We start from the raw sequence: 23549 nt of genomic DNA on the forward strand, positions 1-23549 counted from the left end.
AGGCCGATCCCCCGAGGGATAAAACTTGGCATTGACTGTCAAGCACACTGTTGAGTTCTCAAACAACCGACGCACACCATCCGGACCCGGAACCTCTGTCCCGACCCCGTCCGAGGCAACCCTTCAAACTTACCCGATCCGCCCGATCCGGTCAAACCCGCCCGATCCGGAGATCAGAGGACTCGATCAGCTGCGACGCACCTGGCCCGACTCGAGGCACAGATGTACCCCGCGAGAAGGATGTCGGGAACCGCCCCGGGACCGGCCACCGCGCCCGGTCGTCGCCTCTCGGCCCCGTTCCGTTCTGGTGTCCGTTCCTCCCTGTCGGGCGAACGACGAGAACATTACCCAGAGGTTTCCGGGAGAGTCAAAACGCTGGTGAGCGGCCTGCGTCACACGTGGTCAGGCCGGCCCTCGGAGGGCCTCGTCGACCTCCACGCCGCAGCCCGGGGAGTGCTCGGTCGGTCGGCCGTCCCTGCACCGAAGGCGGTCCGCCGCTTCTCCGTCGGTGGGTGCCCACTCGCGGCGAGGCCGACCTGCCGGCGCCTGCCGATGCCGGTCCATCGGTCCAACCAGCCGGCAGCGACGGCCGGGCGGGGATCACCAGGCGGGGACGACCGCACAGGGACGACCGCACAGGGACGACCGGACGAGGACCGCACAGGGACGACCGGACGAGGACGCCCGGGGCGGGGCGGTCACGGCATCTCGCACGAACGACGACGGCGCGTGCGGACGACGACCTGGTCGCCGTCCGCACGCGCCGTGGCGGAGGGCGGGGGATTCGAACCCCCGGTGCATTGCTGCACAACGGTTTTCAAGACCGTCACATTCGGCCGCTCTGTCAGCCCTCCTCGCGCCCGCGCGGGCGATGCCGACGCCCGGCGGCGCGGTCGCCCAGTCTAGCGAGGCGGCACCCGGCGCCCGCGGCACCGCTCCCGGTGGGACGACGACGGCCCCGTCGCCCGGGTGGGCGACGGGGCCGTGCGCGACGCGGGTGCCAGGACGGTCAGGCGGCGCTGCCGCGCAGCTGGCGCATGGCCAGCTGCACGAGCGCGATGAGCGTCTGCTTCGTCGCCGCCCGCGAGCGGGCGTCGGTGTAGAGCATCGGCACGTGCGCCGGGATCTGCAGCGCCTCGCGGACGTCCTCGAGGCGGTGCTTGGCCACGCCGTCGAAGCAGTTGACGCCGACGACGAACGGGATGTTGCGCGACTCGAAGTAGTCGATGGCCGGGAAGCACTGCTCGAGACGGTCGGTGTCCACGAGCACGACGGCGCCGATCGCGCCGCGCACCAGGTCGTCCCACATGAACAGGAAGCGGTCCTGCCCCGGCGTGCCGAACAGGTACATCCACAGGTTGCCGGGCAGCGCCACGCGTCCGAAGTCCATGGCGACCGTCGTGGTGGTCTTGCGGTCGCTGACGCCGCCGGCGTCGTCCACGCCCACCGAGTGCTCGGTCATCGCGGCCTCGGTGTTGAGCGGCTCGACGTCGGAGATCGAGCCGATGAACGTCGTCTTGCCGACGGCGAAGCCGCCCGCGACGACGATCTTCACGACCGTGGGGGCGGTCCGCTGCGCGTCGGCGGCCGGTGCCGCGGCCGGGGCGGCCTGCGCGGGAGCGGGGGCGGACTGCTTGGGAGCGGGCTGGGCCGCTACCGGCGCGGCGGGCTGGGCCGGGACGGGAGTCGGCTGGACGGGAGCCGACGTCGGTGCCGCCGGCTGCGCCTGGGCGGTCGTCGGCCGCTGATCCACGGACGGAGCGGGCTGCGCAGGAGCCGGCACCTGCGGCACGGGCGCGGTGCTCGCCCCGGGTTCGGCGGACGCCGTCGGACCCGCGACGGCCGGGGCCGCGGCGGGAGCCGGCGCGGCGCTGCCGGCGGACGCGGGCGTGGCGGCCTCGGGCACCGCAGCCGGGGTCGGTGCGGGGGCCGGGACGGCACCGAGGGTGCTCGCGCGGGCGGGCGTGTCCGTGGGCGCGGCGGGCGTCTCGGCGGGGTGCGCGTCCGCGCCGGCGACGCCGACGCCCGACGTCACGGGCGCCCAGCTCGGCGCGAGGCCGCCGGGCGAGCCGCCGGTCGCGCGGTCAGAGGGCGGAAATGCCATTGAGAACACTCTCCAAGACGCTCAGGGACAGGCCCGACTGGGTGCTGCCGTGGCCCGTGTGGACGTTGACCGGGGCCGAGGTGTGCACGGTGACGAGGCCGTCGGCCTGCATGTCCGCGACGAGGATGCGGACCACGCCCAGGGGCAGGCGCAGGAGGGCGGACAGCTCGGCGATCGAGACGTACGTGTGCGCGGCGTGGCGCAGGATCGCCCGCTTCTCGGGGGTGAGCCCGTAGCCGTGCACCGCGCCCGGCATGACCTCGACCAGCGCCTCGAGGGGCAGGTCGGACAGGGCGGACCGGACGCGGCCGCCCGTCACGGCGTAGGGCCGCACCGTGGCGGCCTCGTACCCGTCGCCGTGCGCGCCCTGCGCGCCGTTCGGACCGTACGACATCGCGCGCGTCCTCAGTGCGCGGTGCCGGCGCGGCCGGCGCCCTCGACGGGCAGGTTGCCGCGCATCTCGGCGATGAGCTGGGGGGTGAGGGTCTGCTCGGTGCGGGACACCAGCAGGGCCATCTCGTACCCGATGAGGCCGATGTCGCACGACGCCTCGGCGACGACGGCGAGCACCGAGCCGTTCGAGACGTTCATCAGGAACAGGAAGCCGTTGTCCATCTCCACGATGGCCTGCCGGACGTTCCCGCCGTCGAGCTGGCGGGACGCGCCGCGGGTGAGGCTCGACATCCCGGAGACGATCGCCGCCAGCTGGTCGCCGCTGGTGCGGTCGAGCCGGTCGGACATCGCCATGAGCAGACCGTCCGCCGACACCACCAGGGTGTGGCGCGTGCCGGGGACCGTCCTCACGAAGTTGTCGAGAAGCCACCCGAAGTTGGTCGCTTCGGTGCTGAGGGTCACTGTTCCTCCTCGTCGGTGCGCCAAGGGGGCCGGAGGCCCGTCCCGGTGGGCGCGGTGTCAGTGGGCGCCGGGCGCGGTGTCAGTGGGCGCCGGGCGCGGTCTCGGTGGGCGCCGGGCGCCGGCTGTGGTCGGGCGCGACGGGGGTGCCGGCGGGCTCGCCCTCGCCTCCGGGCCGCGCCTGCCGGGTGGCGGACTGGAAGGCCGAGAGCCGGGACCGCAGCTGCTCCGGGTCGCGCTGGATGCGGGCGGTGAAGCGCTCGTTCTGGTCCTCCGCCTGCGTGGTGCGGTCACGCCGCGCGAGGCCGGAGCCGTCGGTCACGGCGACCGCGCGCGGCTGGTAGGTGGCGGCGTCCTCGGCGGCCGGCGACGCCTGCGGGAGGATGCCGCGACGCAGGAGCGTCGACATCTCCTCGTAGAGGACGGCCGACGCGATCCACTCGGAGCGGGCCTCGACGGTGTCCGGGGTCTCCCCCGCCGCGTCCGGCTCCGCCTGCTCGCCCGCGACGCGCGCGCCGCTCGGCGTGCGCAGGGGCAGCGCGGTGCCGCCGGGGGCGTGGCTCGTGCTGCCGCGCCACTCGTCGAGCGCCGGGGTGGACGGGGCCGGCTCCGCGACGACGGCCGGCTCGGGTGCACCGGCGGGCTCCGAAGCCACAGGCTCGACCGCCGGGGCGGCGGGCTCGGGCGCGGCCGCGGGAGCGAACGACGAGACAGGCTGCGGCGCGACCGTGGCGGCCGGCGCCGCGGCGGTCCCGCCCGCCGGGGTCGTCGGCTCGGCCGCCTGGGTCGGACCCGTCGTCGCCTCCTCCGGACGGCGCGCGGAGCGCCCGCGGCGACGCCCGGCCTCGCGCAGGGTGCGGCGCGTGGGCAGGTCGGCCATCAGCTCGTCGAACGGCGGCAGCGGGGTGCCGACCGGCCGTGCGACGGGCTGGGGGGCCGGCTGCGCCTCGGGAGCCGGCTCGGCCGCCGGCTGCGCCTCGGGAGCCGGCTCGGCCGCCGGCTGCGCCTCGGGAGCCGGCTCGGCCGCGAGCTGCGCGGCCGCGGGCTCCCGGGCCGCGGGCTGCTCGGCCGGGCGCTCGACGGCCGGACGGTCGGCGCCGCCGTCCACCACGGGCTCGATCGGCTGCGTGAGCGGCTCGGGCAGGGCGGCCGGGTCCTCGACGGGCGCCTCGAGGTGCAGCGTCCCGGTCGAGGCGACGTCGGGCTCCAGCGACGTGAAGCTGCGGAAGCTCGAGAACAGCCCCGTGCGCGCCTGGACGTCGACGGGCGACGTCGTCGGGGCGACGGGCTGCGGCGCCGACTCCGGCGAGGAGCCGCGGCGGCGGCTCGGCAGCGCGGTCCCGGACGTCTGCACGTCCACCGGCGGCGTCCAGACCTCGCCGCCGTCGGCGACGTCGGCAGGGAGCGCGGGGGCGGGCAGCGGCGGGAGCACCACCGCGCCGGAGTCCGCGGGCGGCTGGGCGCCCGACGCGCGCCGGCGCGGCATGCCCGCCGCCGTGGTGCCGTCGGTGAGCGCGGCCAGGTCGACCGGGACCGCGGCCGGCGGCTCCGGGGCGACCACGGGCTGGTACGCGGGCGCCGGCGCGGCGGCCGGCGCAGCCACGCCGCCCAGCGGCACGGTCGCCGGCTGCGGGCCGGTCACCACGGCCGTCGGGCCGCCCCCCTGGCCGAGGAGCGCCGCGGCGGCCTGCGTCGAGGCCTCGAGCGGGTCGGTCGGAGCCGGCAGCGGCGCCGCCTCGTCGGGCAGGAACAGGGCGGCCGGGAAGACGACGGTCACCACGGTGCCGGACCCGTCGGGGCCGGTGGCGAAGCCGACCTGGGCGCCGAGCCGCTCGGCGAGGCGGCCGACGACGAAGAGGCCGAGGCGCTGGGCGCCGACGGCGTCGGACGCCGAGCGGCTGGCCACCTTGCGGTTCGCCGCGTCGATCTCCTCCGGCGTCATGCCCAGGCCGTGGTCGCGGACGGTGACGACGACGCCGCGCTCGTCGCGGGACGTCGAGACCTCGACCGGCGTGTGCGGCTCGGAGAACATCGTGGCGTTCTCGAGCAGCTCGGCCAGGAGGTGGGCGGCGCCCAGCGCGTTGTGGCCCAGCATCAGCGGGTCGAGACGCAGGTCGAGCCGCACGCGGTCGTAGAGCTCGATCTCGGACGACGCCGTACGGATGACGTCGGAGACCGGCATGGGCTGGCGCACGCGGCGGCCGGAGTCGATGCCGGCGAGCACGAGCAGCGACTCGGCGTTGCGGCGCATGCGGGTGGCCAGGTGGTCGAGCCGGAAGAGGTTCGACAGCGTGGTCGGGTCCTCCTCCGAGCGCTCCAGCTCGTCGAGGAACGCCAGCTGGCGGTTCAGCAGCACCTGGTCGCGGCGGGCCACGTTGACGAACATCTCGGCGATGGCGCCGCGCAGGGCGGCCTGCTCGCGGGCCACCTGCGCCGTGGTGGCGTTGACGTCGTTGAACGCGGTCGCCAGGCGGCCGATCTCGTCCCGGGACTCGACGGGGATCTCGACGAGGTCGAGGGACGGCACCTGCCCGGGCACCCGCATCTGCTCGACCATCTGCGGCAGCCGGTCGCGCACCTGGCCGGCGGCGGAGGTCAGGTGACGCAGCGGGCGCACGATCTGGCGGGCGATGACCAGCGCGATGGCGATGGACAGCAGCAGCAGGCCGAACACCGCGAGGGCGGTGACGACGGCCGTGCGCGTCGCGTCGCCGGCGAGGTCCCCCGCCGCCGTGCTCGTGTCCGCGCGCACGTCGTCGCGGGCGGACTGCGCCGCGGTGACCCAGTCCTGCGAGAGCTGGGACCAGCTCGCGGCCTCGGCGGGGTCGAGGGCGGCGACCTCGCCCGACAGCAGCGCGGAGCGCACGTCGCCGAACGCCCCGGTGATCTCGGGCAGGGTGCCGCCGCCGGGCGCCGCCTCCAGCTGCTGCTGGGCCTCCGCGAGGCTGGTGTCGGTCGTGTGCAGCAGCGAGGCCATGCGCAGCGAGAGCGCGGAGCTGCTCCGGCCCGTGGCGGCCATGCTCAGCACGGCGCCGACGACGGGGCGCTCCTCGACGACGGCGAGCATCGCCTCGTCCATGGCGACGTAGGCCTCGATGCGCTGGGAGAGCCCCCGGTCGTCGGTGGCCTGCGCGAGCTCGCGCGGGACGTCGAGCGCCCGGTCGATGATCTCGGTGTAGCGCTCGGTGGCCTCGGCCTCGTCGGCCGCGCCGGAGACGATCTCCTCGCGCAGGCGCGTCACGGCGTCGCGGTCGCGCAGCGTCGTGGTGATCGCGTCCTGCACGGCCTGCGGCAGGGCGTCGGTGCTGGCCGACAGCAGCGCCTGGTCGCGCTCCTCGAGGGCGGCGTCCGTCTCCGCGTGGGCGGCCTCGTACTGCTCGCCCGCGCCCGGGATCCCCAGCGACATCGCGACGCTCAGCGCCCGCTCGGCGGCGACGGCCGAGCCGGCGCGGTCCTGGACGGCGAGCAGGTCGACGACCTCGGACGTCTGCCCGGCGCGCTGCGCGGTCATCAGCGAGTCGTACGAGATCCAGGCCGCGGCGACGGCGAGGACGAGGACCGGCACGGCGAGGGTCGCCAGGATCTTTCCGCGAACACCCAGCCAGCGGAGCATGCGCACTCTCCTTCGTTCGTCGGCCACGGCCCGTCGCCGGTTCTGGGCCGACGGGCCGGAGCGGTCTCTCCGCCGTCACGACGTCCGTGCAGCCGAGCCTCCGCTCGCCGCACCGGGGCGCGCGAGTAGGCTCCATCGGCGTGCGAGCGGTCACGATATCGGCACAGCACGGCGGAGGGAAACTCGTCCTTTCCCGGACAGAAACGCCTAAACCGGGCATAGGTGAGGTGCTCATCGAGGTGGCGTCGAGTGGCGTCAACCGCGCTGACCTGCTACAGCGCGCCGGGCACTACCCGCCACCGTCAGGTGCGCCACCTTTCCCGGGCCTGGAGGTCTCCGGCACGGTCGTCGCCGTGGGCGACGGCGTGACCGACCGCGCCGTCGGCGACCGCGTGGTGGCCCTGCTGGAGGGCGGCGGCTACGCCGAGGCCGTCGTCGCCCGCGCCGCCCAGACGCTCCCCGTGCCCGACGGCGTGAACCTGGTCGACGCGGCCGCGCTGCCCGAGGCGGCGTGCACCGCGTGGACGAACCTCGTGGACACCGGCCGGCTGCGGCCCGGCGAGTGGCTGCTGGTGCACGGCGGGTCCGGCGGCGTCGGCACCGTCGCGGTCCAGCTGGGGGCGGCGCTCGGCGCGCACGTCGTCGCCACCGCCGGCGGCCGGCAGCGCGCCGACCGGTGCCGCGAGCTCGGCGCCGAGGCCGTCGTCGACCACCGCCACGAGGACTTCGTCGCCGCGGTGCGGGCGGCGTCCGCCGGGCACGGCGCCGACGTCGTGCTCGACGTCGTCGGCGCGGCGAACCTCCCCGACAACGTGCGGGTCCTGGCCTCGGGCGGGCGGCTCGTGGTGATCGGGCTGCAGAAGGGCCGGCGCGGCGAGCTCGACCTCAACGCGGTCATGACCAAGCGCGCCACCGTCACCGGCACCACGCTGCGCTCGCGCAGCCCGCAGGAGAAGGCGGCGATCGTCGCCGCCGTCGGCGAGCACGTGTGGCCGATGGTGGCCGACGGGCGCGTGCGGCCCGTCGTGCACGCGCGCGTGCCGCTCGCCGACGCCGAGGACGCGATGGCCCTGCTCGAGCGCGGTGAGGCGTTCGGCAAGGTGCTGCTGGTCCCCTGACGGCCGCGAGCGCCTCGGCGCGCGCGGCACCGGTCCCATGGCGGAGGGTGGAGGCATGAGCGACGACAACCGCACGGAGCAGGACGGGACGGCGCAGGACGGCGCCGCGCAGGAGGCCGCGGCGCAGGACGGCGCCGAGCCGCGGGTGGTCACGCCCGACGGCGAGGACGTGGCCGTCGAGGCGCAGCTGGACACCGGCGAGGAGGTGTCGCGCATCGAGGAGCCCGCGAAGGTCATGCGCATCGGCGGCATGATCAAGCGGCTGCTCGACGAGGTGCGCGACTCCCCGCTCGACGAGGCCGCCCGCAACCGGCTGGCCGAGATCCACGAGCGGTCCATCCACGAGCTCGAGGACGGGCTCTCGCCCGACCTCATCGAGGAGCTGCACCGCATCACGCTGCCGTTCTCCGACGAGGCGACGCCGTCGGACGCCGAGCTGCGGGTGGCGCAGGCGCAGCTCGTGGGCTGGCTCGAGGGCCTGTTCCACGGGATCCAGACCGCCCTGGTGGCCCAGCAGATGGCCGCCCAGGCGCAGCTGTCCCAGATGCGCCGCGGCCTGCCGCCGGGCGTCGCCGCCGGCGGGTTCCCCGGCGCGCAGCAGCCCGGCGCGCCGCGGCCGGACGAGCGCCCGGGGCCCGGCCAGTACCTCTGACGCTCCTCGCCGGCCGGCACCACCGGCCGGCACCGCACCGCGGGCCCGCCGACGCCGCTGCCCGCTCCGTCCTCGCCGTCAGACGGCCCGCAGCACTCCCGGCGGCGTCTCCGCGCGCCCTCCGCCGGGCGCTGGCACCATCGGTCCCATGCACGCACGCGCCGGGCAGCCCGCCCTCCCCGAGGACCTCATCGACGTCGACCAGGTGGTCGGCGCCTACTACGACCTGACGCCCGACCCGGACGACCCCGCACAGCAGGTCGTCTTCGGCACGTCCGGCCACCGCGGCTCGTCGCTCGACCACGCGTTCAACGAGGCGCACATCGTGGCGATCACCGCCGCCATCGTCGAGTACCGCCGCACGCAGGGCACCGACGGCCCGCTGTTCATCGGCCGGGACACGCACGCGCTGTCCGAGCCGGCGTGGCAGACGGCGCTCGAGGTGCTGGCCGCGGCCGGCGTGGACGTCATGGTCGACGCCCGCGGCTCGTGGACGCCCACCCCCGCGGTGAGCCAGTCGATCCTGCTGCACAACGGCGCCGGCACGGAGTCGGGCGTGCGCACCTCCGGCCCGGGCCTGGCCGACGGCATCGTGGTCACCCCGTCGCACAATCCCCCGCGCGACGGCGGCTTCAAGTACAACCCCCCGCACGGCGGCCCCGCGGACACCGACGCCACGCGCTGGATCGCCGACCGCGCCAATGAGCTGCTGCGCTCCGGCTGGCAGCAGGTGGCCCGCGTGCCGCTCGAGCAGGCCCTGGCCGCCGGCACGACGCACAAGCACGACTACCTGACCACCTACGTCGACGACCTGCCGAACGTGCTGGACCTCGACGCGATCCGCTCGGCCGGCGTGCGCATTGGCGCGGACCCGCTCGGCGGCGCCTCGGTCGAGTACTGGGCCGCGATCGCCGAGCGGCACCGGCTCGACCTCACCGTGGTCAACCCCGAGGTCGACCCGCGCTGGGCGTTCATGACGCTCGACTGGGACGGCAAGATCCGCATGGACTGCTCGTCGCCGTCGGCGATGGCGTCGCTCGTGACCCGCATGACCGGCGAGGGCGGCACCGCGCCGTTCGACGTCGCGACCGGCAACGACGCCGACTCCGACCGGCACGGCATCGTCACGCCCGACGCGGGGCTGATGAACCCCAACCACTACCTCGCCGTGGCGATCGAGTACCTGTACGGCGGGGCCCGCCCGGGCTGGCCGGCCGACGCCGCCGTCGGCAAGACGCTGGTGAGCTCGGCCCTCGTCGACCGCGTGGCCGCCGGGCTCGGGCGGCGCCTGATCGAGGTGCCGGTCGGGTTCAAGTGGTTCGTGCCCGGCCTGCTGGACGGCTCGGTCGGGTTCGGCGGCGAGGAGTCGGCCGGGGCGTCGTTCCTGCGCCGCGACGGCAGCGTGTGGTCCACCGACAAGGACGGCCTGCTGCTGGCGCTGCTGGCCTCGGAGATCATCGCGACGACCGGGAAGTCGCCGTCGGAGCACCACCGCGGGCTCGTGGAGCGCTACGGCGAGTCCTGGTACGCCCGCGTCGACGCGCCGGCCAGCCGCGAGGAGAAGGCCCGGCTCGGAGCCCTGTCCCCCGAGCAGGTCACCTCGACCACGCTGGCCGGGCAGGACATCACGGCCCGGCTCACCGAGGCGCCGGGCAACGGCGCCAGGATCGGCGGGCTCAAGGTGACGACCGAGGACGCCTGGTTCGCCGCGCGCCCGTCCGGCACCGAGGACGTCTACAAGATCTACGCCGAGTCGTTCGTCTCGGCCGACCACCTGGCGCAGGTCCAGGCGGCGGCCAAGGACGTGGTCTCGGACGCCCTCGCCTGACGGGGAGCGGACGCGCGCAGGCCGGTCCGGGACGACGCCGTCAGGCGCCCGGGCCGGCCTTGCGCGTCCCCAGGTCCGTGTACGTGCGCAGCAGGTCGTCGTGCTCGGGGTGGCGGGCCATGTACGCGCGCACGAACGGGCACAGCGGCACGACCTTCGACCCGGCATCGCGGACGGCCGCGAGCGCGCCGGCCACCAGGCTCGACCCGATCCCCTGCCCCTCGAGCGCCGGGTCCACCTCCGTGTGCGTGAAGACCAGCGCGTCGCCGAGCAGGTGGTAGTACGCCGCGCCGGCCACCGTGCCGTCCGCGAGCGTGGCGACGAAGGCCTGCTGCTCGGCGTCCTGGGTGACGGTGACGTCCGGCCGCGCGTCCTGCTGCACGTCCTGCTCGGTGCTCCGCTGCTCGCTCATGGTGCCCATCGTGGGCCCCGGGTCCGCGTCGGGCCAGCGCCGGGCCCGTGTCAGGCCCGTGTCAGGCCCGTGCCAGGCCCGTGTCAGGCCCGTGTCAGGCCCGTGTCAGGCCCGTGTCAGGCCACGAGGCGCGCGTAGCCGGGGTTGCGGTCGACGAACTCCGCCACGTACCAGCAGGCCGGCACGACGCGGTCGCCGGCCGCCGCGGCGTCGTCCAGCGCCCGCCGGGTCATCGCCGCGGCGACGCCCCGCCCCCGGAACGGCGGCAGCGTGACGGTGCGCGGCATGACGACGACGCCGTCCGTGCGCCGGTACTCCAGCACGCCCATGAGCCCGCCGTCGGGCGAGCGCGCCTCGTAGCGCGAGCGCTCGGGCACGTGGACGACGGTGCAGACCTCGGTGCCGGCGGGCTCGTCGCTCATGCCTCGCACGCTAGCGACGACGTCCGACGAGCGCGCGCCGTGCGCCGGCGGCCCCCTGCCGCGAGCGCCCACGACGCGGCGGGACGCGGCCATGACCCGCCATGACGCGCCATGACGCGGCCGGAAAAGCCGCGCCGCGACGCCTCCGGGCCTGAGACAATCGGGCCGTGCCCAACCCCTATGCCGACGTCCTTCGCGTGCCCGGCGCCGCCGCCTTCTCCGCGGCCGGCGCGCTGGCCCGCCTCCCCCAGTCCATGGTGGGGATCGGCACCGTGCTCATGGTGGAGGGGCTGTACGGCTCCTACGCGGCCGCCGGCCGCGTCTCGGGCGTGCTCGTCATCGCCCAGGCGCTGCTGTCGCCGCAGGTGGCGCGCTGGGTGGACCGCTCGGGGCAGCGCCGGGTGCTGCTGCCCATGCTCGCCCTCACCACGCTGAGCCTGACGGCGCTCGTGGTGGCCGCGTGGCTGCGCGCGCCCGAGGCGCTGCTGTGGCTGTTCGCGCTGCTGGGCGGCGGCTCGCAGGGCTCGTACGGCTCCTACGTGCGCGCCCGCTGGTCGCACGTGGTGCGCGAGCCGAAGCGGCTGCACACCGCCTACTCGCTGGAGTCGGCCGTCGACGAGCTCGGCTTCATCATCGGGCCGGTCCTGGCGACCACGCTGGCCACCGCCGTCCTGCCGCCCGCCGGCGTGGCCGTGGCCGTCGTCGTCGGCGGCGCGGGCGCGCTGATGTTCCTGGCCCAGCGCCGCACCGAGCCGCCGCTGGCGGCGGCCGCGAGCGGCGACCGGATCGGCACGGTGCGGGCGCCGGGACGGCGGTCCGCCGTGCTCATGCCGGGGATGCCGGTCCTCGCCGTGACGTTCGTGGCGATGGGCACGATCTTCGGCGCCTCCGACGTCGCCACGGTGGCGTTCGCGCAGGAGCAAGGCAACCAGGGCCTCTCCGGCCTGATCCTCGCCGCCTTCGCGCTGGGCTCGCTGGTGGCGGGCCTGGTCTACGGCGCGCTGCACCTGCGCTCGTCGCTGTCCGTCCGGTTCGTCATCGGGCTCGTGGGACTCGCGGCCGGGGTCTCGCTGTTCCTCGTCACGCACAGCCTGCTGTCGCTCGCGGCGGTGATGTCGGTGACCGGCCTGGCGATCGCCCCGACGATCATCAACGGCAACGCGATGGCGCAGGCCCTCGTGCCGCCGGAGCGGCTCACGGAGGCGCTGGCGTGGGTGAGCGCGGCGCTCGGCGTGGGGGCCTCGCTCGGCTCCTGGCTCGCCGGCACCCGCATCGAGGAGGCCGGCGCCGCCGCCGGCTTCCACGTGGCCATGGGCGCCGCGTGGGCCAGCGCCCTCATCGCGCTCGTGACGCTGCCCCTGCTGCGGCGCCTGCGGCCGCACCAGCAGGTGCAGGACGTCACCGAGCCCGCCTGAGCACGGCCGGCGGCCGGTGACGGCGGCCGGCCGGCGGCCGAGCCGCCGACCCTTTCCGTGCCGGCCCCTGACCGGTACGTTCGCGGCATGGGCGCGAAGAGATCCGCCGCGGCGCGGCGGCGCGAGCTGTGGTGGTTCCTCGGCACCGTCGCGGCGATCCTCGTGCTGGCGCCCGCCGCGGTGATGGCGGTGCCGTTCCTGTCCGCGCTGGCCGCGGGCCTCTGACCGACGGCGGTGGGGCCCGACGGGTGCTTCAGGCCTGCGGCGAGCGCGCGTCGTAGCGCCAGAAGCGCGGGTTGAGCCGCACCACGACCCACATCGCCGCCACGCTCGCCACGCCGCCGACGACGGCGGCCCACCCCTCGGTGAACCAGCTCGACCCGGCACCCATCACCAGCTCGCCGAGCCGAGGCCCGCCGGCGACGACGACGATGAACACGCCCTGCAGCCGGCCGCGCATGTGGTCCGGCGCGGCGGTCTGCAGGATCGACTGGCGGAACACCGACGACAGCGCGTCGGTCCCGCCGGCCAGCCCCAGCGCGACGCACGCGAGCACCACCGCCCCGAGCAGCACACCCTGCGGCTGCGTGCGGCCGACGAGCACGAGCACCAGGCCGAACCCGGCCACGGAGACGCCCCACCCGGTGATCGCCCACGCGATGGCGCGGCCGTGCCGGTGGATCCGCCCGAGCGGACCGGAGAACAGCGTGGCGAGGATGCCGCCCGCGGCGAACGCGGCGGCGAGCACGCCCGTCGTCGTCTCCCCGCCGCCCAGGTACAGCACCGCGGCGGCCGGCCACAGCACGCGCGGGAACGCCAGCACCATGGCGCACAGGTCCACGAGGAACGACGTGCGCAGGTTGGGGCGCGTGGCCAGGAACTGCAGCCCCTCGAGGACCGAGCGCAGCCCGACGCGCCGGCGCCCGGCGGCGGCCGGGGCCGTCTCCCCCGGCTCGGGCGGGAGCGCCGGCAGCCGCCACACGGCCCACAGCGCCGCGGTGAACATCAGCGCGTCGAGCGTGTAGGCGACGGCGTAGTCCGCCGTCGCGACGAGCGCCGCGCCGAGCAGCGGCCCGCCGGTGAGCGCCACGTTGAAGGCCAGCGTCTGCAGCGCGTTGGCGGCGGGCATCAGCGACGCCGGCAGCAGCCGCGGGATGATGGCCGAGCGCGCCGGGTTGTTGATGGCGAACGCCGCCGACTGCAGCGCCACCAGCCCGTACAGCAGGCCCACGGAGCCGACGTCGAGCCACGCCTGCAGGGCGATCGCGGCGGTGACCAGCCACAGCACCGCCGAGGCCAGCAACGAGACGCGGCGCCGGTCGTAGTGGTCGACGAGCGCGCCGCCGTACAGGCCGAGCGCCACGAGCGGCACCAGGGCGAAGAGGCCGAGGGTGCCGACGGCCAGCGTCGAGCCGGTGAGCTCGTAGACCTGCAGACCGACGGCGACCACGGTGAGCTGCGCCCCGAGGTTCGAGACCCCCAGCCCCCACCACAGCCGGCGGTACTCCGGCGAGACGCGCAGCGGCGTCAGGTCGGCGAGGAGGCGGGGCATGGTGCGCCGATCGTACGCCGCGGCGACGGCCGCGGACGGTGCCGCGGCGTGCCCGCACGGCCCGGGCCGCGGGTCAGGGCAGCCGGTGCAGCGCCTCCTGCACCTCGCCGACGATCGCCTCCATCGCGCGGCGGGCGGCGTCGGGGTCCCCGCCGGCGACGGCGCGGGCCACGGCCTCGTGCTGCTCGAGCGCGCCCGGCACCGGCGAGGCCGGCATGAGGCCCAGGGCGGTGCGCCCGGACAGCACCGCGGCGACGACGTCGGTGAGCGCGCCGAACAGCTCGTTGCCGCTGTGCCGCAGCAGCAGCTCGTGCATCTCGACGTCCAGGCCGAGGAACTCCGCGTGGTCGCCCTCGCCGGCCTCGCCCAGCGCGCGCATGCGCGCGGCGATCTCCCCGAGCCGGGCGCGGACCGCCGCGGGCGCGTGCCGCGCGGCGCCCGCGGCGGCGAGCGGCTCGACGGCGTGGCGCATCTCGGTGAGGGAGCGCAGCTGGTCGACCCGGCCGGCACCCTGCAGGCGCCAGGCGATGACCCGCGGGTCGAGGACCTGCCACGACTCGATGCCGAGCACCACGAGCCCGACCCGCCGCCCGGAGCGCACCAGGCCCAGGCCCTCGAGCATGCGCATCGCCTCGCGCGCGACCGTCCGGGACACCCCGAACTCGGCGCTGATCGACTCCAGGGTCAGCACCCGGCCGGGCTCGAGCGCACCGCCGGTGATGCGCAGCCCGAGGGTGTCGACCACGGCGCTGTGGAGGACGACGGTCGGCATGGCGGAAGCCTAAGCGGCCGCACGGCCTCCGGGTTTGCTAAAGGTGTTACCAATCGGTCAGGATGCTCCGCGTGGACACCGAGGTCACGCACCAGAACCCCAGCATCGTCGTCATGGGAGTCGCAGGCTCCGGCAAGACGACCGTCGCCGCGCTCCTCGCCGGCAGGCTCGGCGCCTCCTTCGCGGAGGGCGACGAGTTCCACCCACCCGCGAACGTCGCCAAGATGACCGCCGGCGTCCCCCTGGACGACGCGGACCGCTGGCCGTGGCTGGGCACCATCCGCGACTGGCTCAGCGCCCAGCACGACGCCGGCCGCGTCGGCGTCGTGCCCGCCTCCTCGCTCAAGCGCGCCTACCGCGACGTGCTGCGCGAGGCGCGCGGCGGGGTGCTGTTCGTGCACCTCACCGGCAGCCGCGAGCTGCTCACCGAGCGCATCCAGGGCCGGGCGGGGCACTTCATGAAGCCGGCGATGCTCGAGAGCCAGCTCGCCACGCTCCAGCCGCTGGGCGGCGACGAGGCCGGCTTCACCGTCGACGTCACGCCGCGGCCCGCGCAGATCGTGGACGAGATCGTCGAGCGCCTCGCCGCCCGCGGCATCCGCCCCGCCGGCGCCGTGGCGTCCCGGACGACGGAGGAGCGCTGATGCTCGCCACGCTCGCCGGGTCCGCTCCCGGCCCCCTGGCCACCCACGTGCCTGCCGTGCTCGCCGCCGCCGACGCTGCGGCGCCCACGGCCTCCACGCCGCGGCTCGTGCTGGCCGCGGTGCTCGGCATCGCCGTCATCGTCGCCCTCATCGTCTGGGCGAAGATGCACCCGTTCCTCGCCCTGGTCATCGGCTCGGGCGTGCTGGCCGTCGCCGCCGGCACCGGCCTGGTCGACGCGTTCGACAGCTTCACCAAGGGCCTGGGCTCGACCGTCGGCGGCGTGGGCGTGCTCATCGCGCTCGGCGCCATCATCGGCAAGCTGCTCATCGACTCCGGCGGTGCCGACCGGATCGTCGACACCGTCATCGCCAGGACGCCGGCCCGCCGCATGCCGTGGGCGATGGCGCTGGTCGCGTTCGTCGTCGGCATCCCGCTGTTCTTCGAGGTCGGCGTGGTGCTGCTCATCCCCGTGGTGATGATCGTCGCCCGGCGCGCGCGCATGAACCCCGTGCTCGTGGGCATCTCGGCGCTCGCCGGCCTGTCCGCGCTGCACGGCCTCGTGCCGCCGCACCCCGGCCCGCTGCTGGCGATCGAGGCGCTCGGCGCCGACGTCGGCCTCACCCTCGGCCTCGGCCTGCTCGTGGCGGTGCCGACCGTGGTGCTCTCCGGCCCCGTGCTGGCGAAGGTCCTCGCGCGTTGGGTGCCGCTCCCGCCGCCGACGACCGTGCTCGGCACGTCGGGCGACGGTGCATCCGCCGTCGAGCCGCGGCGCCGGCCCAGCTTCGCGGTGTCCGTGCTCGTGGTGCTGCTGCCGGTGATCCTCATGCTGGCGCGCGCCGTCGTCGAGGTCGCGGGCCAGGTCGGGACCGGCTGGGGCGGCGTGCTGGAGTTCCTCGGCGAGCCGCTGGTGGCCCTGCTCATCACCACGCTCGTGGGCCTGCTCGCCTTCGGCACGGCCGTGGGCCGCACCCGTCAGCAGCTGGGCGACCTCGTGGGCTCCTCCTTCCTCCCGATCGCCGGGATCCTGCTCATCGTGGGCGCCGGCGGCGGCTTCAAGGAGACGCTCGTCAGCACCGGCGTGGGCGACGTCATCGCCTCGGGCATCTCCGACGCGAACCTCGACCCGCTGCTCGCCGGCTGGCTCGTGGCCGTGCTGATCCGCGTGGCCACCGGGTCGGCGACCGTCGCCACGATCACCGCCGCCGGCATCATGGCGCCCATCGCCGCGGGCCTCGACCCCACCCACGCGGCCCTGCTGGTGCTCGCCATCGGCGCCGGGTCGGTGTTCCTGTCCCACGTCAACGACGCGGGCTTCTGGCTGGTCAAGGAGTACTTCGGCATGACCGTGGGCCAGACCTTCAAGACGTGGTCCCTCATGGAGACCACGCTGTCCGTCGTCGCCCTCGTGGCCGTGCTCCTGCTCGGGCTCGTCGTCTAGCGACGGCGCGCCCCTGCCGACGGCTACGGACCTCTGGGGTCCGTAGCCGTCGGCGTCTCAGGGCTGCGCCGGTCGCCGTCAGCGGGTCGCGGCGAGCGCGAGCCGCCGGCGGGTGCCGGCGAGCGCGAGACCCGCGGCCAGCAGGAGGGCGGCGAGGCCGGCCAGGCCGGCGTCGGCGCCCGTGCGGGCCAGGGTCGGGACACCGTCGGTGCCCGTGCCGTCGGTGCCGGCGGTGTCGACACCGCCGGTCGCACCGGTCATCGCGTCGACGTCAGCGGCGCCGGTGGTGCCGGCGTCCGTGCCGCCGGTGCCGACGCCGCCCGGCAGCGTCACGACACCGCCCGGCGACGTGGGCACGCCGCCGCCGAAGCCGCCGCCCGAGCCGCCGCCCGAGCCGGCGCCCGGCGCGGTGGTGCCGTCACCCGGCGTCGTCGGGCCCGTCGGGCCCGTCGGGCCCGTCGGGTCGGTCGGGTCGGTGCCGTCGCCGCCGTCGCCCGGCGTCGTCGGGCCCGTCGGGTCCGTCGGGTCGGTGCCGTCGCCGCCGTCGCCCGGCGTCGTCGGGTCCGTCGGGTCGGTCGGGTCGGTGCCGTCGCCGCCGTCGCCCGGCGTCGTCGGGTCGGTCGGGACCACGCCCGCGGCGCCGTCCTCGAGGATGTCGTCGAGCAGGCCGTCCTCGCCGACGACGGAGGCCACGACCCCGCCGAGGTCGCCCTCGAGAAGCTCGTCCACGGTGCCGTCGAGGTCGTTGACGACCTCCTCCAGGAGACCGTCGGTCAGGCCCGCGGACGGCGCGTCCGGGCCGAGCACGTCGTCCAGCACGCCGTCCTCGCCGAGCACGGCGTCCACGGTGCCCCCGAGGACCGGCTCGGTGCCGAGCGTGTCGTCCAGCCGGCCGGCGGTGTCGCCCACCGTGCCGGCGACCGCGTCCAGGCCGCCGTCCTCCAGCACGTCGTCCACCAGGCCGTCCTGGTCGAGCGCGCCGTCGGCGACCCCGTCCAGGTCGCCGGCGACGAGCTCGTCGAGCACCTGGTCGACGTCGCCGACCACGGCCTCCACCGCACCGTCGGTCAGCCCCGCCGTGGGCTCGTCGGCGCCCACGAGGTCGTCCACGACGCCCTCCTCGCCGATCACCGCGCCCAGCGTGGCCTCGAGCGCCGGGCCGGTGCCCAGGGCGTCGTCCGCGGCGCCGCCGACGGACGTGACGTCCTCGGCGACCGCGTCCAGGCCGCCGTCCTCGAGCACGTCGTCCACGACGCCGTCCTCGCCCGTGACGTCGCCCACGACGGCGGGCACGTCGCCCGCCAGCACGTCGTCGGCCGCGGTGTCGACGTCGTCGACCACGGCCTCCACGACGCCGTCGGTCACGCCGCCGGAGGGCTCGTCCGCCCCCACGACGTCGTCCACGACGCCGTCCTCGCCGGCCACCGCGTCGAGCGTGTCCTCGACCGCCGAGCCGGTGCCCAGGGCGTCGTCCACGGCGCCGCCGGCGTCCGTCACGTCCTCGGCCGCCGCATCGGCGCCGCCGTCCTCGAGCACGTCGTCGACCACGCCGGCGTCACCGGTCACGTCGTCCACGACGGCGGGCACGTCGAGCGCCGCGCCGTCCTCTACCGTGTCGGCGGCGTCCTGCGCGGCCGTGTCGACGAGGTCGTCGGTGGTGGTGGCGTCGGGGGCGTCGGCACCCACGACGTCGTCGACCAGGCCGCCGTCGCCGGCGACCTCCTCGACCGTCTCCTCGACGGGCTCGGTGTCGACCGCAGGGAGGTCGACGTCGGTCTCGACCTGGACGTCCGGGAGCTCCTCCGAGACGCCCGAGAGGTTGACGGCGACGGAGGTGTCCTCGCCGAGGTTCGCGTCGAGGACGTCGCCCTCGGCGGCGTGGGCCGTCACGGCCCCGGCGACCAGCAGGCCGCCCGCGACGAGCACCGTCTGCACGGCTCGTCTCGCGTTGCTGTTCATGTGTGTCTCCTGCCAAGGAAAGGAATGACGTGGTCGTGCGTCGGCAGGGCGCCGACGGCGGTGCGTGCCGCGCTCGGGCGCGCGGCGCGACCAGGTCAGGCAGGAGAGACGGGGACGTCGAAGAACGTCGACGTGTGACGCGACAGCGTCTCGGCCGCGGCGAGGAGCCACGAGGTGGCGCCGGCCGTGGCGGCGGACGCCAGGTCGGCCGCCGCGCCGTCGAGACCGCGCAGCGGAGAGGTGGAGGTCGAGGAGCTCTGGGCGCCGCCGGCAGCGGGCGCCGGGGCCACCGGCGCGGCCGGGGCGGAGGTGGGCACGTCCGTCGACGTCGGGGCCGCGGCCGCCGCGACGGCGGCCTCCACAGCGGCGACGGCCGTCGGCGTCCCGCCGCCGGCGAGGGCCACGCCGGCCCCGGCGGGGGTCGCGGCGGCGGCCGGGGCGTCCGCCACGACGGTGGTGCCGGCCGGGGCGGCGGCCGCCTCCGGGGCGGCCGCGTCGGCGACGGTCGGGGCGGTGGTCGGGGCACCGGCCGAGGGGTCCGCGGCGTCCTCCGAACCCGGCACCGAGCCCGGCACCGAGCCCGGCACCGAGTCCGGCACCGACGGCAGCGCGGGGGCCGGGACGGAAGGGGTGACCGGACCCGTCCCGGGACTGAGCACCGGGTCGGTCACCGGGCCGGTCACCGGGGCGAGCGGGTCCGTGACCGGCTCGACGACCGGGACCAGCGGGTCGACGACCGGGGCGAGCGGCGCGCCGATCGGCGTCACCACCGGCTCCAGGACGGGCTCGAGCGGGCGGACGACCGGCGCGACGACCTCGACCACGGGGTCGGTCACCGGGGCGACCGCGTCGAGCACCGGCGTCAGCGCACCGACGACCGGGGTCAGCGTCTCGCCGACCACGCCGGTCACCGGCGCGACCACGGGGGCGACGGCATCGAGCACCGGCGTCGTCACCCCGAGCACGGGCCGCAGGCTCCCCGTGACCGGGGCGAGGACGTCCGCCGCGCCACCCGTGACGGGCGCGAGCGCCTCGGTCGCGGGCCCGGCCACGCCGGCCACGGGGTCGAGGAGCCCGCCCGCGAGCTCGCCGACCGGGTCGACGACGGGAGCGACGACGCCGTCGACCACCGGGGCGAGCACCTGCTCGACGACGGGGTCGGTGACCGGCCGGGTGACGGCGCCCACGGTCTCGGCGACCGGGGCGACGACGCCGGCCAGCGGACCGTCTGCAGCGGGCCGCTCGGCCGGCTGATCGGCCGGCTGCTCCGCGGCGGGCGAGGTCGCCGGCTTCGACGCGTGCTCGGCCGGCCTCGGCGCCGCGGGTTTCGGGGCGGGCTTCGGGGCGGGCTGGGCCGCCGCAGGCTCGGGCGCCGGCTTCGGCTCAGGCTTCGGCTGGGCCGCCGCAGGCTCGGGCGCCGGCTTCGGCTCGGGCTTCGGCTGGGGCGCCGCGGGCTTCGGGGCGGGCTTCGGCGCGGCGACCGCCTTGACGGTGTCGGTGACGGGCTTCGTCGCCGTCCGCACGGTGTCGGTGACGGGCTTCGCGACGTGCTCGACGGTCGCCGTGACCGGGGAGAGCACGTCGCCGAGCCCGGGCCGCTCGTCGGCGGACGCCCCGGCGGCGAGCACGACGCCGAGCGCGGTGGCCCCGCACGCCCCGGCCGTCGCGGCCGCGGCGCGCACGAGCCACCGACGCAGGCCCCCTGGCCTGGCGGCGCGCTCGACGCGTCGTGTCATGCTTCCCCCCTGCTCCCGCGGGAGCGACGCCGGGCGGCAGCCCGACGCGTCACCGTCGGTCCGGCCACGAGGGCCGGTGCAGCCAGGGTGCACAGCCCCGCAGAGCCTCGCAACCGATAGCCGCGGGGTGCCTCGGGACCCCTGTGCGGGGGGCGGGCGCGGGGCCGCCAGGGGCCGGGCTAGGCCACGGTGGTGCCGAACGCCAGCCCGAGCACGTAGGTGACCGCGGCCGCGCCGAAGCCGATGGCGAGCTGGCGCAGCGCCCTGGTCAGCGGCGACGTGCCGGACAGCAGGCCCGTGATGGCCCCGGTGACGAGCAGGGCCACGCCCACCAGGACGGCCGCGACGACCACCGCCGTCAGGCCCTCGAGGCCCAGCAGGTACGGCAGCACCGGGATCACGGCGCCGGAGGCGAAGAAGCAGAAGCTCGACAGCGCGGCGCCCCACGCGGTGCCGTGCGTCTCGAGGTCGTCGGCCTCGACGCCGGCGTCCGCCTCCGCGTCATGGCTCGCGTGCAGGTCCCGCGCGGTGGGGGCGACGGGGACGGCGCCGGTGCCGGTCAGCGTGCCGGTGGCGGCGAGCCGGGCCAGGACGGCGTCGGCGTGCCCCTGCGCCTCGGCGGCGGCCATGCCGCGCGCCCGGTAGACCAGCGCGAGCTCGTTGGCGTCGACGTCGAGGTGCGGCAGCGCCCGGGCGGCGTCGGCGGCCGGCGAGGATGCCTCGAGCAGCTCGCGCTGGGAGCGGATGGAGACGAACTCCCCCGCACCCATCGACAGCGCCCCGGCGAGCAGGCCGGCGAGGCCCGTGAGCAGCACGGTGTGCTGCGCCGCGCCCGAGGCGCCGATGCCCAGCACCAGGGCGAGGTTGGACACGAGGCCGTCGTTGGCGCCGAAGACGGCGGCGCGGAACGTGCCCGACAGCCGGTTGCGGCCGCGGGTGGCCAGCCCGCGCACCACCTCCTCGTGGATCTTCTCGTCCGCGGCCATCGCCGCGGTGGCGTCCGCCTCGTCGACGTAGCCCGAGCGTGCCTCGGCACGCTGCGCGAGCGCGAGCACGAACACGCCGCCGAACCGGCGGGCGAGCCAGCCCAGCGCGCGCGTGCGCAGGTCGCCCCGCAGCGGGCGGCCGACGTCGTCGCCCAGCAGGTCGAGCCAGTGCTGCTCGTGGCGGCGCTCGGCCTCGGCGAGCGCGAGGAGGATCTCGCGCTCCTCCCCCGAGCGGCGTCCCGCCAGGTCGCGGTAGACGGCGGCCTCCGCGCGCTCGTCGGCGAGGTAGCGGCGCCACCGGCGCACGTCGCCCGGCGTGCGGCGGCGTGACGGGTGCTGGCCGGCGGCGCGCTCGGCGGGGGTGGGGGTGGCCATGCCCGCATGATCCCGCCGCGCGGGGTCCCCTCGGTTTCGCCCGTCCCAATCCGCGGACCGCTGCGGACGGCGTGCCGACGCCGTCCGCGCGCCGGCCGCCGCCGTGACGTCCCGCGACGCCGCCCCGCCGCGCGCGTGCCCGCCCCGCCGCGGCGCGTCGGCGCCCGGATGGTCGCTTGTGTCGGCGGCGCAGGGCAGAATGCCTGCCCGTGATCATCGTGAGCACCGACGGATCGTGCCTGCGCAACCCGGGTGGGGCGATCGGCTGGGCCTGGGTCGCTCACGACGGCGGCCGTTTCGACTCCGGCGGCGCCGCGTCCGGCACCAACCAGGTCGCCGAGCTGACCGCCGTGCTGCGCGCCGTCGAGGCGCACCCCGGCGCCGAGCCGCTGCTCATCGAGGCCGACTCGCAGTACGCGATCCGGTGCGCGTCCGAGTGGATCGAGGGCTGGCGGCGCAAGGGCTGGCGCACCGCGTCCGGCTCGCCGGTGAAGAACCTCGAGCTCGTGCGCGCCATCGACCGCGCGATCACGGACCGCGAGGGTCCCGTGCGGTTCCGCTGGGTGCGCGGCCACGTCGGCAACCCGTTCAACGAGCGGGCCGACGAGCTCGCCGGCCTGGCCGCCCGCGACTGGGCCGCGGGCCGCGGCGAGATCGGCTCGGTGCTCATCGCCGACCTGCCCGCCGACGGCGACACCGCCGCCGGGCGGCCGCGCGCCGACGAGCCCGTCGCGGCCGGCGCCGAGCGCCGGCGCGCCGGCGCCCGCGAGGCCGCGCCTCAGTGGGAGCTCGGCACCCTCTTCGACTAGGCCGCTTCGACTAGGCGGCTTCGCGCCAGGGGACGGCCCCCGTGCGCGCGGCGTCTCGCGGCCGGGTCGCGGCGTACCAGCCGGCCAGCAGCAGCACCATGAGGGTGACGTCCACCGCGTCGCCCGCGTAGTACATGAGCTGCGCCCCCTGCCGGGCGTCGTCCCCGGCCACGCCGGCCGGCGGGTGCGCGTAGAGCCGCTTCGCCAGGACGGAGTGGGCGGCCACGAACGCCACCAGCACCGCGGCCCGCACCCGCACGGAGGCCCGGTGCGGGTCGGGGTCGACGCCCACGAGCGCCGCGGTGAACAGGTAGCCCGCGGCCAGCACGTGCGCGTGCACCGCCGCGTGCACCGGCACCGACGCGTGCATCGCGGCGTACAGCCCGGTGGCGTAGAGCAGCCACAGCCCGCCGCCGTGCAGCATCGCCGCCGTCACCGGGTGCGCGAGGACCCGCACGGGCCGCGCGCGCAGCGCCCGGGCCAGCCGCCGGGCGCCCCCGACCGGCAGGGCGCGCAGGGCGACCGTCACCGGCGCGCCGAGCACGAGCAGCAGCGGCGCCAGCATGCCGAGCAGCACGTGCCCGGCCATGTGCGCCGTGAAGCCGGTCCGCGCGGCGGCGGCGAGCGGCCCGACCAGCGCGCCGCCGGCGCAGACGAGACCCGCGTACCAGGCCACGGCGCGGCCGGCCGGCCAGGGCCCGCGGCCCCGGGCGCGCGCCAGGCCCATCCCGTAGGCGACGCCGGCGGCCACCAGCAGCAGCACCACGGCGGCGTCGAGCACCGCCCAGCCGGACGGCGCGAACCCGCCCGCCCCGCCGTGCCCGCCCGGGTGGACGTGGCCGGAGCCGTGCCCCGCCACGG

At 76.6% G+C, this 23549-nt stretch carries 20 protein-coding genes and 1 tRNA gene; 8 read left to right on the forward strand and 13 right to left on the reverse strand.

Going from position 1 to position 23549, the window contains the following annotated elements; genetic code table 11:
- Positions 1-766: 766 nt before the first annotated feature.
- The 5 genes from U5M74_RS12140 to U5M74_RS12160 form a co-directional block, all read right to left on the reverse strand.
- Positions 767-854: transfer RNA gene (locus U5M74_RS12140), tRNA-Ser, on the reverse strand.
- Positions 855-1009: 155 nt separating this feature from the next.
- On the reverse strand, positions 1010-1555 hold the full coding sequence (locus tag U5M74_RS12145) for a GTP-binding protein (RefSeq protein WP_410909286.1): 546 nt from the start codon (positions 1553-1555) through the stop codon (positions 1010-1012).
- Positions 1556-2084: 529 nt separating this feature from the next.
- Complete coding sequence (locus U5M74_RS12150) at positions 2085-2498, reverse strand: DUF742 domain-containing protein (protein WP_410909206.1); 414 nt, start codon at positions 2496-2498, stop codon at positions 2085-2087.
- A gap of 11 nt (positions 2499-2509) precedes the next feature.
- Positions 2510-2959: a roadblock/LC7 domain-containing protein gene (locus U5M74_RS12155; protein ID WP_410909207.1), complete on the reverse strand. Its 450-nt coding sequence runs from the start codon at positions 2957-2959 to the stop codon at positions 2510-2512.
- 79 nt (positions 2960-3038) lie between these two features.
- A complete protein-coding gene (locus tag U5M74_RS12160) occupies positions 3039-6569 on the reverse strand; it encodes a nitrate- and nitrite sensing domain-containing protein (protein WP_410909208.1) in 3531 nt (1176 codons plus the stop codon).
- 140 nt (positions 6570-6709) lie between these two features.
- On the opposite strand from U5M74_RS12160, the gene U5M74_RS12165 reads away from it, so the two are divergent.
- The 3 genes from U5M74_RS12165 to pgm all read left to right on the forward strand — a co-directional run bounded on the left by U5M74_RS12165 (position 6710) and on the right by pgm (position 10167).
- Positions 6710-7687: an NAD(P)H-quinone oxidoreductase gene (locus U5M74_RS12165; protein ID WP_410909209.1), complete on the forward strand. Its 978-nt coding sequence runs from the start codon at positions 6710-6712 to the stop codon at positions 7685-7687.
- Positions 7688-7742: 55 nt separating this feature from the next.
- Positions 7743-8339, forward strand: coding sequence for a bacterial proteasome activator family protein (locus U5M74_RS12170; protein WP_410909210.1), 597 nt, complete (start codon positions 7743-7745; stop codon positions 8337-8339).
- Between the two features lie 148 nt (positions 8340-8487).
- Complete coding sequence (gene pgm / locus U5M74_RS12175; RefSeq protein ID WP_410909211.1) at positions 8488-10167, forward strand: phosphoglucomutase (alpha-D-glucose-1,6-bisphosphate-dependent); 1680 nt, start codon at positions 8488-8490, stop codon at positions 10165-10167.
- A gap of 40 nt (positions 10168-10207) precedes the next feature.
- Here the strand turns inward: pgm and U5M74_RS12180 are convergent, their stop codons facing one another.
- Together U5M74_RS12180 and U5M74_RS12185 are read right to left on the reverse strand one after the other, a co-directional pair.
- Complete coding sequence (locus U5M74_RS12180) at positions 10208-10579, reverse strand: GNAT family N-acetyltransferase (RefSeq protein ID WP_410909212.1); 372 nt, start codon at positions 10577-10579, stop codon at positions 10208-10210.
- 116 nt (positions 10580-10695) lie between these two features.
- Positions 10696-11001, reverse strand: a complete 306-nt coding sequence (locus tag U5M74_RS12185; RefSeq protein ID WP_410909213.1) for a GNAT family N-acetyltransferase — start codon at positions 10999-11001, stop codon at positions 10696-10698.
- 167 nt (positions 11002-11168) lie between these two features.
- Between U5M74_RS12185 and U5M74_RS12190 the strand changes: the two genes are divergently transcribed.
- The gene (locus U5M74_RS12190; protein WP_410909214.1) at positions 11169-12416 is read left to right on the forward strand and encodes an MFS transporter; all 1248 of its coding nucleotides are present in this window, start codon (positions 11169-11171) and stop codon (positions 12414-12416) included.
- Between the two features lie 87 nt (positions 12417-12503).
- The gene (locus tag U5M74_RS12195) at positions 12504-12641 is read left to right on the forward strand and encodes a hypothetical protein (protein WP_410909215.1); all 138 of its coding nucleotides are present in this window, start codon (positions 12504-12506) and stop codon (positions 12639-12641) included.
- Between the two features lie 28 nt (positions 12642-12669).
- On the opposite strand, the gene U5M74_RS12200 is transcribed toward U5M74_RS12195, so the two are convergent.
- Together U5M74_RS12200 and U5M74_RS12205 are read right to left on the reverse strand one after the other, a co-directional pair.
- Complete coding sequence (locus tag U5M74_RS12200; RefSeq protein WP_410909216.1) at positions 12670-13968, reverse strand: MFS transporter; 1299 nt, start codon at positions 13966-13968, stop codon at positions 12670-12672.
- Between the two features lie 73 nt (positions 13969-14041).
- Complete coding sequence (locus tag U5M74_RS12205; RefSeq protein WP_410909217.1) at positions 14042-14740, reverse strand: FadR/GntR family transcriptional regulator; 699 nt, start codon at positions 14738-14740, stop codon at positions 14042-14044.
- Between the two features lie 113 nt (positions 14741-14853).
- Between U5M74_RS12205 and U5M74_RS12210 the strand changes: the two genes are divergently transcribed.
- Positions 14854-15384, forward strand: coding sequence for a gluconokinase (locus U5M74_RS12210; RefSeq protein WP_410909287.1), 531 nt, complete (start codon positions 14854-14856; stop codon positions 15382-15384).
- A complete protein-coding gene (locus tag U5M74_RS12215) occupies positions 15384-16823 on the forward strand; it encodes a gluconate:H+ symporter (RefSeq protein ID WP_410909218.1) in 1440 nt (479 codons plus the stop codon). The genes U5M74_RS12210 and U5M74_RS12215 overlap by 1 nt, the downstream gene beginning before the upstream one ends.
- A 78-nt stretch (positions 16824-16901) precedes the next feature.
- On the opposite strand, the gene U5M74_RS12220 is transcribed toward U5M74_RS12215, so the two are convergent.
- From U5M74_RS12220 to U5M74_RS12230, 3 genes are all read right to left on the reverse strand, one after another.
- Positions 16902-18782, reverse strand: a complete 1881-nt coding sequence (locus U5M74_RS12220; protein ID WP_410909219.1) for a hypothetical protein — start codon at positions 18780-18782, stop codon at positions 16902-16904.
- Between the two features lie 95 nt (positions 18783-18877).
- Positions 18878-20518: a hypothetical protein gene (locus U5M74_RS12225; RefSeq protein ID WP_410909220.1), complete on the reverse strand. Its 1641-nt coding sequence runs from the start codon at positions 20516-20518 to the stop codon at positions 18878-18880.
- A gap of 179 nt (positions 20519-20697) precedes the next feature.
- Positions 20698-21879, reverse strand: a complete 1182-nt coding sequence (locus U5M74_RS12230) for a VIT1/CCC1 transporter family protein (protein ID WP_410909221.1) — start codon at positions 21877-21879, stop codon at positions 20698-20700.
- A 209-nt stretch (positions 21880-22088) separates the two neighbouring features.
- Here U5M74_RS12230 and U5M74_RS12235 point away from each other — a divergent pair, with 209 nt between their 5' ends.
- On the forward strand, positions 22089-22688 hold the full coding sequence (locus tag U5M74_RS12235; protein ID WP_410909222.1) for a ribonuclease H: 600 nt from the start codon (positions 22089-22091) through the stop codon (positions 22686-22688).
- Between the two features lie 10 nt (positions 22689-22698).
- Here U5M74_RS12235 and U5M74_RS12240 read toward each other — a convergent pair whose 3' ends face one another.
- Positions 22699-23547, reverse strand: a complete 849-nt coding sequence (locus tag U5M74_RS12240) for a cytochrome c oxidase assembly protein (protein WP_410909223.1) — start codon at positions 23545-23547, stop codon at positions 22699-22701.
- Positions 23548-23549: the final 2 nt, after the last annotated feature.

It is taken from the genome of Puerhibacterium sp. TATVAM-FAB25 (genome assembly GCF_046535855.1).
Lineage (GTDB): Bacteria > Actinomycetota > Actinomycetes > Actinomycetales > Cellulomonadaceae > Puerhibacterium > Puerhibacterium variabilis_A.